Below are 12710 nucleotides of genomic sequence, written 5' to 3'. Positions count from 1 at the left end.
TCATTCGGAGGCGAAACATTGAACACTAAAAACGAATTGCCGCAGATGCACTTTGAGGATCAACTTGCTTTTGAAAATTGGCTTGCGCTTCATCATAACACTTCATCTGGCATTCGATTGCAAATTGCGAAGAAGGGCGCTCGAAGTAAATCTGTTTCTTACGATCAGGCGCTTGAGAGTGCATTGTGCTATGGTTGGATTGATAGTCAGAAAGAAAAAGCGGACGAGCAGTCATGGCTCCAACGGTTTACGCCTCGTGGTGTTAGAAGCATTTGGTCCAAAGTGAATAAAGACAAGGCTGAGCTTCTGATTGCAAACGGGAGAATGAAGCCGTCTGGCTTGAAGGCAATTGAAGTTGCCAAGAAGAATGGGCAGTGGGAGAAAGCCTATGAACCGCAAAGTCATGCATCCATTCCAGAGGATTTTGCTTTGGAATTAGAGAGAAATAGCGACGCGAAAGCTTTCTATGATACACTGGATCGGCAAAACAAATATGCCATCACGTTCCGAATTCATACAGCGAAGAAGCAAGAAACACGTGTGAAGCGTATTAAGGAATTTATTTTGATGCTGGAAAATGGGGAGAAGATTTATCCTTAGAATAGAACGGATTTCCAATCGGGAGTGGTTGAAACGAAGATTTTATTTATTTGTAGTAAAAACAAATGGAGAAGCTTAACAGCTGAGAACATTTTTGATAAGCGTAATGATTACGTAGTTAAATCCGCGGGTACAGAAGAAGGCGCAAGAATTCGAGTGACGGAAGGCCATATTGGTTGGGCAGATTTAATATTTGTGATGGAAAAAAAGCATTTGAGAAGATTAAAAGATAAATTTCAAACGGAAATCGCGAATAAGCAGATTATTAATTTGGATATACCCGATGATTATCAATTCATGGATGAAGAATTAATTGATATTCTGGAAGCGAGAGTATCGGAGCATATTGAGATTTAAAAGTAGGCATGGAGTTGAACAAAATGGAAATCAAAGTAATACCGAAAGAAGACGCCTGGCAGCTCCGGCATCAGGTCATGTGGCCTGACAAGGACTTGGATTACGTCAAGCTTAAAGACGATGATATGGGAATCCATTATGGACTAATGGTAGGGGATCAGTTGGTCTCGGTGGTATCTCTTTTTATAGAAGGCGAAGAAGCGCAGTTTCGTAAATTTGCTACTTTGCTATCTCAGCAGAAGAAGGGCTATGGCACGCTATTACTGAATGTTATGCTTGGAGACGCGATGAAAGCCGGCGTGAGACGGATCTTTTGCAATGCGAGAGTCGAAAAGGCGCCATATTATAAGAAGTTTGGACTTATTGAAACCGATACGAATTTTACTAAAGGCGGCAAAACCTATATCGTTATGGAACGATGGTTCCATGCGTTTAAGCTTAATGACGGAGAGGAAAACGAACATCATGACAAAAAAGCTATATTATGAGTCTGCCTATCAGCAGGAATGGCAAACAACAATCAGCGCAAAGATCGAACGGGAGGATGGCTTCTATGTCCTCTTGGAGGAGACTGGATTTTATCCGCATGGGGGTGGACAGCCCTGTGATACCGGTGAAATTAACGGGATTCCCGTCTTGGACGTACTTCTGGAAGAGGACGAAGTTCTACATAAGCTAGATCGGATGCCAGAAGGAACTAGTGCGAATTGCAAAATAGACTGGCAACTCAGATTCGACCATATGCAGCAGCATAGCGGACAGCATCTGCTTTCGGCTGTATGTCGAGAGCTATATGAAGCCAATACGGTAAGTTTTCATCTCGGGACGGATTACTGCACGATCGATGTGGAGACGCTTGACCTTGAGCCGATGAAGTTGGCAGCGATTGAAACGGAAGTGAACCGTAAAATTTACGAGAATCGTGCGATTACCAGTTATTTCGTTAGCCCTGACGAGCTAGCGCAGCTGCCGCTTGTCAAACAGCCGAAGGTGACGAAGAACATCCGTATCGTTGAGATGGCTGGTGTGGAGTATAATGCTTGCGGTGGTACTCACGTGTCTTCAACGGGGGCAATTGGGTTGATCAAGCTGTTAAAAACAGAGAAACAAAAGGGAAATACACGTATTTATTTTCTATGTGGTTTCCGCGCGTTGGCTGAATTTAACGAGAATGTCCGAATTCTAGGCAGCTTGTCCGCCAAATTCAACACGGGTAAAGATGAAATTATCGCCCGTATCGAGAAGTGGGAGCAAGAGAACAAACAGGTTCAGACGGAACTAAATGAGCTTAAAGAGAAGCTTGATGAATTTGTGGCTCAAGAGCTTTTAGCTGAAGGTAAGGAAGTTATTGCTCACAAGTTCGAAGATAAATCCTTAAAGGATATGCAAAGTTTAGCAACGAAACTAGCTTCGAAAACGGATTTGCCAATCTTGTTTGTGACGACTTCCGAGAACAAAGTTGTATTTGCACATAATGGGAATTACTCGTTAGCTTGTGGAGCATTTTTCAAAGCCCATTTGGGAAGTTTCAATGGCAAAGGTGGAGGCAGCGATAAAATGGCGCAAGCCGGATTCTCCAGTGGAGAAGAAGCATTGGCCTTCTATACATATGCGGAAGCGCAGTTCAGAGGAATTTGAAGGAAGAGAAAAAAGGAGCAATATGCCGCGGCATATTGCTCCTTTTTATTTTATGGACTATAGGATGAAGTTTGCTGTAAAATTCAGGTAACTATAACATGATTATCATTAAGGATGTGTTGGATATGAAGCATAAGAGAAAGCTCCCCATCACCATATTAGCTACAGTTACATTTGCTGCTGCATTGTGGGGGGGAGCCATAACACAAAAGTCTGAGGCAGCCGAAATCTCGTTAAGTAATATGGCTAATTGGACTGTATACTCGGGGCTGCAATCCCCAGAAGGTCTCAGAATCCCTGATTCTATCGAACTTCTGAAAAACACGCCGTATTACGCGAACCCGGATGATCCCCAAAAGAAAGATGAGGGTGTCTTTGCTCCTCAAACAGTACATGTAATAAAAGGAGAGGCTTCTTGGTCGGTTAGCAGTGCCGTCCAGTGGCAAATCGATACGATGTACGGACCGCGTTGGGTGCGTCCTTACATGTGGGACATTGCCATTACGCAGCCGGAAACGATTATGCTAACGGAGGAGACGCCGCTCTTCCAAAGGCAAAATGATAAAGTAGAATCAGTTGCTTCATTGTCTCCTCAAATAGTGGAAGTAGTTAACATGGAAGATAAATGGTTCGTTGGCGATAGCCGGAGCGGGAAAGCTTGGGTACAGATTCACACGACATGGCTTGGCGATCTGTGGGCCCACATACCAATCAATAGAATCAGCACAGTACATCCGAAATCCCAACGTACACACTATAACGATGAGCCTTACTACCTTGAGGTCGGTACGGCACTCCAAGATAATGATCATACAGGCAGCAATCAACTTGCCGCAGGTAGATTAAGGAATGGTGACTACGAGGTCATTGCCGAGTTAACGACCGTTTATGATCGCAGCTATCTTGTGCGAACGACAGACGGAGACAGATGGGTGCGGGGCGTAGGGACCATTATCTCGGATACGAACGAGAAGGTCGATCTGAAGGTGGAAACCCCGCTCTTGTCAGATGTGTGGTCGACGGATAACCAAGAAGTGGCCGTATTGAAAGACGTTACAGTTACCGCATTTGAAACGATACAGGATCCGTTCAACGGGACTTGGTATCATGTCCGAACTTCAGATGGAACGACGGGCTGGGTAAATAAACGCAGAGCGGAGCCCGAGAACGCCGTTCCAGTGCAATGGAAAATCAGGCTGAATGAAGAAAAAGGGCCATTCCGCTATCCTGGAGTGAATTTTTCTGAGCCAAAGCCCAACCTGCAGTCTCAGTCTGTAACGGCTATTGCCTATTGGGATGAACCGTCAGGTAATAAATGGGTTAAAATTCATACAGCGGATGGTGACGTCTGGGTCACAATTTCGCAAGGCGACAGGATTCTAGACCCGGAAGCAACTCTTCAAATCGCATATAATGAGCGGAATCTTGGCTTTGCGACGATCATTCCTCAAGGTCAGGATCTGACGTTGTTCGGACAGCAAAAAATCGGCTACCGGACAGATGAAGGCACCGATTTTCTTTCAGCAATCCAGCTTGCAAATGCGTTCCGTTATCAGTCGAAACAAGATGACATCATACATTCGCTTTCCATCACTAAAGGGGACTATAAGTTTGAACTTCTGGCAGGTCAGCCTGAAGCGAAGATCTACTGGCATAATGTCCTTGAAAGAAGCGTACAACTATTGCAATCCCCTATAGATTCCGATGGTGAGTGGTACTTGACCCTTCAAGATATGAGCAGCTTGTTTGGATTATCGCAAGAGAGTTGGCGAAATCCCGATTATTACTCACTCATAGAAAAAGACTACACGGTAGAACTCGGTAAGTTCCCGACTAAAGTCACTGCAGATAGGAAATTCGAAATGCAGGCTTGGCTATACGAGCAATGGAGCATATCCAAAGGGAATTTGCGCATGCCTGCACTTTTATCAATCGAAGAGGTAGACCAAGAGCCTTCCGATAGCTTGAATTCACTGCAAGAGAGAGTTGGATCTGAAGAGCAAGTAGTCACTGTGTGGTACCGGCTTTATGCTTCTCGTGCTTTGCTTCCTGGACTTCACCGGCTAAACGCAGTGCTTCGTGTCGGTGAACGGATCGTCTGGAAGCAGACTTTCTCGGTGGAAGTTGTATGAAGAAACGATTAACCTTGATTTTCGTGGCAGCTGTTTTATTGATCGGAGCTTATTTTTTTTCTGAACTCTTTAGATCCGAACCACCTAAACCTACCATTACGGCAGGCGATAAAAAAATTGCATTCGCACAAGGTTCTTACTGTTGGAGTGGACTTTTTGGCGGTAAGTGTGCGGATATGGTTTCTCCACAAGATCTTATTAAATATGCCGGCCTTAAACCAGTTGTTGTCCCACCAGAATCCCAAATAACTATCAAATTCAGAAAAAGTCCTAAAAAGAATACATTGGGTGCAAATATCTGGACTAGTACTAAAGGAACATCTGATGTTGTCCAATTAAAGGGTCAATTGTTGACAGTACCCAAAGAAAAAGGTGTGTATATTTACGGGATTTACGCAAATTGGAGGCAAGGAAGTTCCATTTATTTTTTTGTTATAGAGGTTCAATAGCCTACCGAGCGAGAATAAAAACTTGATATTCAATTGAATTAACGCTATTATAGACTCATAAAGTCTCTAATGGAGGTGTGAGATGAAATATTCACAGGCGACCGACTATGCCCTCCATGGCATGCTTTATCTGGTAACTTCAGCGCCTGACAAACCTGTTGGTGTGCAACTGCTCGCTGATAAGTTAGGTGTTTCACAGACCTATCTATCTAAGTTAATGACGAAGCTTGTCAAAGCTGGATTGATCCAGTCTTCACCAGGTGCAAATGGTGGATATCGGCTCAAGCATAAGCAAGAGGACATTTCATTTCTCGATATTATACGTGCGATCGAAGGTACCGCTTCTTTGTTCGAATGCAGCTTTAATCATGGAAGCGAATGTCAGATTCAACAGGTTGTGATGGACGCTGAGCGACAGTTGGAGCAATATCTGGCTAGTAAGAAAATAGCAGACTTGGCGAATGCACATAAGACGGAGTAGGATCCGTCCTTTTTTTAAGTTAATTAAAGATATTAAGAGTCTATTAAGTCTCTAATAAAAAACGAGGGAGAGGAACATGTTATGAAGTACGATTGTGTGATTATCGGCGGAGGACCAGCAGGTCTCAATGCAGCTCTAGTATTAGGCAGGGCAAGAAAAAATGTGGTTGTTATAGATGAAGGTCGTCCGCGTAACCAGATAACTCGTGAAACCCACGGTTTTCTTACACGAGATGGTATTTCTCCAAAAGAGTTCCGTCAGATCGCGAAAGACCAGATCAGTGTTTATCCATCTGTCTCTTTTGTTGCCGATACGGCGATAACGATTAAAGGCAGCGATGGGGATTTTCACATTAAAACTGCTCATGGTTTGAGTTATCAAAGCAAGAAGGTGCTTTTTGCAATAGGTAAAAAAGACGTGCCGTTGGATATTAACGGGTTGACCGAGGTATACGGTAAGAGCGCCTTTGTCTGTCCGTATTGTGATGGATGGGAACTAAGAGATCAGTCATTAGTGTTAATTGTGAATGGAGCGAAAGCGCTACACTTAGCCAAAATGATATCCGGTTGGACGAGCCATTTTACCATTTGCACCAATGGACCTGATGAAATGACACCTGCCGATAAAGAGGAGCTCACTCAACATAACGTTTCTATATTTGACTCACCTATTCGAACGATTGCATCGAAGGAAGGGATCGTTCATCATGTCGAGTTAGAAGATGGGACTCAAATTTCTTGTACGGGGATATTCTTTGGTCCGAAACTTGTGATCGGATCAGATCTACCTCAATCCTTAGGTTGTGAGATGAATGAAGCGGAAAGTGTCGTTGTTGATCATTTTGGCAAAACGAGTGTTCCCGGTGTATATAGTGCTGGAGATGCTGCGTCGGAGATGTATCAAGTCATTACTGCGGCTTCCTTAGGTGCGTTAGCTGGTGTGGGCATCAACAATGAGCTCCTTATGGAGAATTGGCATAAAGCCAATTAGCAGTGAATATGTAATCGAAGAACGGAGATGGGTATACATGAAAGAAGAAGTTACATACAACGCCGAAAAGGCGCTTGTCTACGATACGAACGCTAGAATCTCGATACCTACGTATGACGCGTTGTTCGGGTTGATTCAATCCTATTACCGAGTTCAATTTGGCGGAAAAGAGGCATCCTTGCTAGTGATCGGTGCAGGTGGAGGAAATGAACTTACCGCATGGGGTCCGACTAACCCGACATGGACATTCACCGGAGTCGATACTTCGGAAGACATGCTTAAGATCGCAAAACATAAAAGTTTAGAACTCGGATTGGAAAACCGCGTCAATTTGATACATGGAACGATTGATGAATTGCCACATACAGATTCGAAGTTCGATGCAGCAAGTTGTATCTTGGTTCTTCATTTTATTGATAATGTTCAAGAGAAGCTGAAGCTGCTTAGAACCATCAAAGAGCACTTGAAGCCGGGAGCCCCATTTGTTCTTGTGAGTGCTTTCGGTGATCTTGATAGTACGGAGCTGCAAGACAGATTAAACGTCTGGAAAAGCTTCTGGTTAGATGCTGGAAGGCTAACCACCACAGTCAATGAAATGGTGAATAAAGTACGTATGACACTTTCATTCTTATCTGAAGATCAAATAGAAAATTTATTGACAGAATCAGGATTTACGAATATAACTAGATTTTATACGACTGGACTTTTTGGCGGATGGATGTGCCATGCAGAACGAGAAGAAGTAGTAAACGAAATGGTGTAGTTAGTAACAATGGCAGAGTGGGAGGGGAAGTCATTGCATATTCGAGTTTTGGATGAACAGGATGCTAAATTGTATCAAGAATTACGATTACGTGCCTTGCGAAACAACCCAGAGGCATTTGGATCGACGTATGAACGTGAAGTTCAATTTTCGTTGGAAACGGTAGTCGAGCGTATAAAACCAACGATGGAGAAATTTGTTCTTGGGGCTTTTGAGGATAGTGGTTTACTAGTTGGAATCGTAACCTTTGTACGGGAGAGCGGTCTAAAAACTGCGCACAAAGGTAATGTGTTTGGGATGTACGTGGCATCAGAAAACCGAGGGCAAGGTTTGGGGAAATTGCTAATGCTTGAACTTATTCGTAGGGCGAAAGCATGCGATGGCATCGAGCAAATAAATTTAGCTGTTATGTCTGATAATGACTTAGCGAAGAAGCTGTACAAGTCACTTGGTTTTGAGGTTTATGGTGTGGAATATAACGCATTGAAGTATGACGGGAAGTATTTTGATGAGGATTTTATGGTTCTAAAAATATATTAAATAAGAACCCCGGCTTGCCAAGCAAGCCGGGGTTCTCTGTACGTTTATTCCGAATTATTGCCATTGCTATGAGTTACAAATTGATTGGAAAACATCCGATGATACGTACCCTGCTGACTCATTAATTCACTGTGATCGCCTTGCTCGGCAATCTCACCGCGCTGAATAACCATGATTGTATCTGCATTGCGTATGGTATTCAAACGATGAGCAATGATGAAGCTTGTTCGCCCCTTCATGATGGAGAGCAGGGCTTCTTGAATATGTAGCTCTGTCCGGGTATCGATACTGCTAGTGGCCTCATCAAGAATGAGAATGGAGGGATCAGCTAGAATGACTCGTGCGATCGCAAGCAATTGGCGCTGTCCCTGACTTAAATTCCCACCGTTCTCGGAGAGCTGCGTTTCGTAACGCTTGGGCAGCCGGCTGATGAAAGCATCAGCATTAGCGAGTTTAGCCGCTGCCATCACTTCCGCATCTGTCGCTTCAGGCTTGCCGTATTTGATGTTCTCTTTAATCGTACCGGAGAACAAGTACGTATCCTGCAGCACGATTCCGAAACTGCGGCGAAGACTGTTGCGCGTATATGATTTGATATCTCTTCCGTCAATCAAGATCGTGCCGCTAGTCGCATCATAGAAACGGGTCACCAGATTGACGATTGTCGTCTTACCAGCACCAGTGGGACCGACAAGTGCTAGGCTGCTGCCTGCAGGGGTTTCGAAGCTAACCTGTTTAAGAATCGGCACATCCGGTCTATATCCAAAGGTCACGTCCTGAAAGGTGACTTGACCAATGGGCTTCTCCAGCTCAACCGCTCCTGGTTCATCCTCCACTTCTTCCACTTCATCCAACACTTCAAAAGCACGCTCAGCCCCTGCTACACCGGATTGCAGCACGTTATAGGTGTTCGCAATTTCATTAAGGGGCCTCACGAATTGGCGCGAATAACTCAAAAAGCTTGCAATAACACCGACTGTGATGTGGCCTTTGACGGCCAACACGCCACCGACGATTGCTACGGAGGAGAAACCGATATTATTGATGACACTAAGGAGAGGCATCAGAAAACCGGACCAGATTTGCGCTTTCAAGCCAACCTCATATAAGCGGCCGTTTACATGATTGAACTCATGGACAGCTTTCTTCTCACGATTGAAAGCTTTCACAACGAGAAGTCCAGAAATCGTTTCCTCAATATGACCATTCAGCTTGCCAAGCTGTGCCTGCTGCTCTTTGAATAGCACGCTGGTTCGTTTCGTTATGGTTTTGGCCAATACGAATACGAGCGGAACGGTAATGAGACTTGCAAGAGTTAGAGTGGGACTTAGCACCAGCATCATGACTAAGGAACCGACAATAGCGATAGAGCCTGTCATCAGCTGTGTGGTTGATTGCGAGATCGAGTTGCTTACGTTGTCTATATCATTCGACAGTCGGCTCATGATATCTCCATGTGTGCGTCCGTCGAAAAATGAAAGGGGCAGCTTCTGTAGCTTGGCAAACATCGTTTGTCGGAGTCTCTTTACAACACGTTGTGCTAGACCAGCCATGACCCAGCTCTGCAAGAAAGTAAGCCCGCCATCAGCAATGTAAGTGCTAATCAGAACAATGATGACCACATCGAAGACGCTGTAATCTACTTGCCCCCCAGCCATGGCATCAATGGCTACACCAATGAGATAAGGGCCTGCCAAGGTCAAAACAGAGTCAGCTAAAATAAAAAGAAAGACAATGGTCAACCATTTACGTTCTGCCCCTAAGTAGGACCAGAGCCGAAGCAGGGTGCCTTTAAAATTTTTGGGCTTTACAGCCGGAGCTCGCCCACCGCGACCAATGGGACCGGTGATCATCGGAACGTCAGGTGCTTGTTGACGAGATCCTTCATTCGGCTTTGACATGATGAGGCAGCTCCTTTCCGAATTGGGATTGACATATTTCCACATAGACACTGCAACTTCCCATTAACATCTCGTGTGTGCCGATGCCTACAATTTCACCATCGTCCATCACGACGATTTTATCCGCATCCATGACGGAGGTAATGCGCTGTGCAATGATCAAACAAGTAACACCAGAGGCAAATGCCTTGAGTGATTTTTTGATTTCTGTTTCAGTCGCAGTGTCTAGAGCGCTAGTACAATCATCGAGAATAAGTATGTCAGGCTTCCGAATGAGGGCACGGGCAATCGATAGTCGTTGTTTTTGGCCTCCAGACAAATTCACACCTCTTTGGCCAAGCCGGGTTTCATAGCCTTCTGGGAACGTAGTAATGAAGCTATGTGCTTGTGCCATTGCTGCGGCTTGTTCAATCTCTTCGCGAGACGCATGCTCGTGGCCCCAACGTAGATTGTCTTCAATACTGCCGCTGAATAGAATCGTGTTCTGCGGCACAATGGCAATACGATCTCGCAGCTTGGCAGGGTCCAACTGACGGATGTCTACACCATCCACGCTGATCGAACCCGAACTTGTATCATAGAAGCGGGGAACGAGACTCACAAGGCTGCTTTTTCCTGATCCCGTGGAGCCGATAATTCCGATCGTTTCACCCGGAAGGCAGGTCAAGTTGATATTTTTCAATATAGGTTCTCCAGCAGCTCCTTCATAGGCAAACGAAACGTTCTTAAAGTCAATTCGGCCTCCTGGACGATGAGCAGGAAGCTCTGTTTTGTCATCCCAAGTCATTTCATTCAACTGACTGAAAATTTCACCGATCCGAGTGGCTGATGCTTTCGCCCGAACGAACATATTAAATACCATTGAAATGGTCAGCAGGGAAAACAAAATTTGCGTCATGTAATTGACGAACGCCACGATATGCCCAACCTGCATCTGGTGTTGATTAACTCGCCAGGCTCCTAGCCAAAGGACTGCTACAATTCCGAAATTAACAGTCAGCAGGATGGAGGGGTTAAAGATGGCCAACAGTCTCGTCACTTGAATGGATTTGTCCTGATACTCGGTATTGGTCTTCTGAAACTTATCGGCCTCGTGGTCGAAACGATTAAAAGCTTTGACCACCCGAACACCGGACAAATATTCCCTAATGACGCGATTCACGCCGTCCAGCGCTTTCTGAACGTTGACAAAACGGGCGAAACCCACTTTCAAGTTCAATGCGACGAGCAGGCCAACGATGGGGACTACGATAAGAAGGACAACAGCCAAATGCATATTGAGCCTCACGGCCATGATTAGACTTCCAATACAGAGTAGCGGAGCTTTTACAAAGATACGCATGAGACCATTTACAAAATTTTGTACTTGAGTTACATCATTCGTTAGTCGCGTAATCAAGGACGCGCGTTCGAATCGCTCGATATTGGTAAAAGAGAGTGATTGGATTTTTTCAAATAAATCCGCTCTAAGCTCTGTGCCGAATTTCTGTGAAACATGACTGGCGACAATATTTCGCATCGATGCTGCGACGGCTCCGAATGCTGTGATGATCAGCATGACACCACCCATTTTAAGAACATAATCAAGCCGTTTCTCCGCAACGCCTACATCCAAAATATGGGACATGATTGTCGGTTGAAGCAAATCCGCAAGCGCTTCCAGCATGACGAAAAAAACAGCGACTAGAAATAGTTTCCAGTGCTTTCTGACATATTTCTTCATAAAACCCATCGTGCACACTCCTCTTTCCGCAGTCAAGTACTCCCTTTGAACGATACTCCGATATTTGCAAATTGTCATCCTTTACTAGACATAATTTTATACTGGATGATGTTTCGTGTGCAATATTCGGGATTTTAATGGTTTCAATCTATAGAACTTCTTAATAGCAACCTGAATACGATATTTGAGGATAAATGTATCGGTGGATTTCAACAAGAAAGGGGGTTGTTGATTTGAGCCTATTAGAAATATTACTATCAAAATATATAACTGAAGTAGCAGAAAAAGTAATTGAAAGAGCTGCTGAAGGTACTGTTGAAGCCTTTGTTGGCATGTTAAAGGGATCGAAGGATAATAGACCTAAGTGTGCGTGTGGTACAAACTTAGTCTTATTTAAGGCCAAGCAAAGTATGAATGTATATACGATTGAAGATGATCAATTAAATCTGTCAGACGAATTATGTATTATAGAAGATATAGAGGAAGAAGTTTCTTATTTGCTTTGTGTTTCGTGCTACAACTCTTATTTGGTAACGGAGCAATCCTCCTCAAAGCTGAGTAAAGGGGACTTACACAATGAATTAACCGCTCCATTTGGACTCGAAAAGATATTTGTAGATTTTAATCTACCGAGAGAAGTAGATATTGATCAATTAACAGATGCTGACTGCACATTTTGCCAGGATATATCTGATGAATGTTTTTTATACTATCATTTAAAATTCGAGGATGTGCGTCTTATTACGATAAACAAGCAAGGGAAGGCAATTACTAATACGGAAAAGCAAGTCGATAACTTTGATGTTGGTTTACTCAATTGCCCATTCTGTCAAAGATGTTATGTACCCTATATTTTAGAAAATAAAATATATCGCAGTAATTTTTCCGTAACCGTTCCAAGGTCCCACGGATAATTTATACAGATAACCTTGGCCTTGGATATAAAACAGCGACCGACAAAGACTTAAGTTCAAGTCTTAGTCGGTCGCTGTTTTTTGTTATCAGTACTCCTTACTTTAAACCTGAAAATATGTCCAATGGTTCATGAATATCGTCATGGTAACGTTTTCTAGAAAACTTTATAGTTAAATTGTGGTTAACTTAGGCGAGTGAAGGAGGCGCGCAGCATTCGAGTT

The 12710-nt window shown here is 44.0% G+C and carries 13 protein-coding genes; 11 read left to right on the top strand and 2 right to left on the bottom strand.

Features of this window, described 5'->3' with window-relative positions:
- Window positions 1-18 precede the first annotated feature (18 nt).
- From AC58QG_RS06560 to AC58QG_RS06515, 10 genes are all read left to right on the top strand, one after another.
- Window positions 19-600, top strand: a complete 582-nt coding sequence (locus tag AC58QG_RS06560) for a YdeI/OmpD-associated family protein (protein ID WP_497361293.1) — start codon at window positions 19-21, stop codon at window positions 598-600.
- Between the two features lie 24 nt (window positions 601-624).
- A complete protein-coding gene (locus tag AC58QG_RS06555) occupies window positions 625-957 on the top strand; it encodes a low molecular weight protein tyrosine phosphatase family protein (protein ID WP_497361292.1) in 333 nt (110 codons plus the stop codon).
- Window positions 958-980: 23 nt separating this feature from the next.
- Entirely contained in the window at window positions 981-1445 is a 465-nt protein-coding gene (locus AC58QG_RS06550) for a GNAT family N-acetyltransferase (protein WP_497362797.1), read from the top strand.
- Window positions 1423-2595 carry an alanyl-tRNA editing protein gene (locus AC58QG_RS06545; protein ID WP_497361291.1) on the top strand — a complete coding sequence of 391 codons (1173 nt, stop codon included), beginning with the start codon at window positions 1423-1425 and terminating at the stop codon, window positions 2593-2595. Before AC58QG_RS06550 ends, AC58QG_RS06545 begins: the two co-directional genes overlap by 23 nt.
- Window positions 2596-2720: 125 nt before the next feature.
- Window positions 2721-4727 (top strand): GW dipeptide domain-containing protein, encoded by a 2007-nt coding sequence (locus AC58QG_RS06540; protein ID WP_497361290.1) that lies wholly within the window; start codon window positions 2721-2723, stop codon window positions 4725-4727.
- Window positions 4724-5176 (top strand): hypothetical protein, encoded by a 453-nt coding sequence (locus AC58QG_RS06535; RefSeq protein ID WP_497361289.1) that lies wholly within the window; start codon window positions 4724-4726, stop codon window positions 5174-5176. Before AC58QG_RS06540 ends, AC58QG_RS06535 begins: the two co-directional genes overlap by 4 nt.
- A gap of 82 nt (window positions 5177-5258) precedes the next feature.
- Window positions 5259-5657, top strand: a complete 399-nt coding sequence (locus tag AC58QG_RS06530) for an RrF2 family transcriptional regulator (RefSeq protein ID WP_497361288.1) — start codon at window positions 5259-5261, stop codon at window positions 5655-5657.
- 81 nt (window positions 5658-5738) lie between these two features.
- Window positions 5739-6647 carry an NAD(P)/FAD-dependent oxidoreductase gene (locus AC58QG_RS06525; RefSeq protein ID WP_497361287.1) on the top strand — a complete coding sequence of 303 codons (909 nt, stop codon included), beginning with the start codon at window positions 5739-5741 and terminating at the stop codon, window positions 6645-6647.
- A 37-nt stretch (window positions 6648-6684) separates the two neighbouring features.
- Window positions 6685-7410, top strand: coding sequence for a class I SAM-dependent methyltransferase (locus AC58QG_RS06520; protein ID WP_497361286.1), 726 nt, complete (start codon window positions 6685-6687; stop codon window positions 7408-7410).
- 33 nt (window positions 7411-7443) lie between these two features.
- On the top strand, window positions 7444-7950 hold the full coding sequence (locus AC58QG_RS06515) for a GNAT family N-acetyltransferase (RefSeq protein ID WP_497361285.1): 507 nt from the start codon (window positions 7444-7446) through the stop codon (window positions 7948-7950).
- A gap of 44 nt (window positions 7951-7994) precedes the next feature.
- Here the strand turns inward: AC58QG_RS06515 and AC58QG_RS06510 are convergent, their stop codons facing one another.
- Window positions 7995-9803 (bottom strand): ABC transporter ATP-binding protein, encoded by a 1809-nt coding sequence (locus AC58QG_RS06510; RefSeq protein ID WP_497362796.1) that lies wholly within the window; start codon window positions 9801-9803, stop codon window positions 7995-7997.
- Between the two features lie 31 nt (window positions 9804-9834).
- Window positions 9835-11583 carry an ABC transporter ATP-binding protein gene (locus AC58QG_RS06505; RefSeq protein ID WP_497361284.1) on the bottom strand — a complete coding sequence of 583 codons (1749 nt, stop codon included), beginning with the start codon at window positions 11581-11583 and terminating at the stop codon, window positions 9835-9837.
- A 224-nt stretch (window positions 11584-11807) separates the two neighbouring features.
- On the opposite strand from AC58QG_RS06505, the gene AC58QG_RS06500 reads away from it, so the two are divergent.
- Window positions 11808-12488, top strand: a complete 681-nt coding sequence (locus AC58QG_RS06500) for a hypothetical protein (RefSeq protein WP_497361283.1) — start codon at window positions 11808-11810, stop codon at window positions 12486-12488.
- The last annotated feature ends 222 nt before the right edge of the window (window positions 12489-12710 follow it).

Source organism: Paenibacillus sp. J22P169, assembly GCF_059691995.1.
The sequence above is the reverse complement of the archived record's forward strand: the minus strand, read 5'-3'. Positions and strand labels throughout refer to the sequence as shown.

What these genes read in the sequence shown, in the direction of transcription:
- AC58QG_RS06520 (WP_497361286.1), top strand. Translation starts at nt 6,685, where the DNA reads ATGAAAGAAGAAGTTACATACAACGCCGAAAAGGCGCTTGTCTACGAT.
- AC58QG_RS06525 (WP_497361287.1), top strand. Translation starts at nt 5,739, where the DNA reads ATGAAGTACGATTGTGTGATTATCGGCGGAGGACCAGCAGGTCTCAAT.
- AC58QG_RS06530 (WP_497361288.1), top strand. Translation starts at nt 5,259, where the DNA reads ATGAAATATTCACAGGCGACCGACTATGCCCTCCATGGCATGCTTTAT.
- AC58QG_RS06535 (WP_497361289.1), top strand. Translation starts at nt 4,724, where the DNA reads ATGAAGAAACGATTAACCTTGATTTTCGTGGCAGCTGTTTTATTGATC.
- AC58QG_RS06545 (WP_497361291.1), top strand. Translation starts at nt 1,423, where the DNA reads ATGACAAAAAAGCTATATTATGAGTCTGCCTATCAGCAGGAATGGCAA.
- AC58QG_RS06540 (WP_497361290.1), top strand. Translation starts at nt 2,721, where the DNA reads ATGAAGCATAAGAGAAAGCTCCCCATCACCATATTAGCTACAGTTACA.
- AC58QG_RS06505 (WP_497361284.1), bottom strand. Translation starts at nt 11,583, where the DNA reads ATGGGTTTTATGAAGAAATATGTCAGAAAGCACTGGAAACTATTTCTA.
- AC58QG_RS06550 (WP_497362797.1), top strand. Translation starts at nt 981, where the DNA reads ATGGAAATCAAAGTAATACCGAAAGAAGACGCCTGGCAGCTCCGGCAT.
- AC58QG_RS06510 (WP_497362796.1), bottom strand. Translation starts at nt 9,803, where the DNA reads ATGATCACCGGTCCCATTGGTCGCGGTGGGCGAGCTCCGGCTGTAAAG.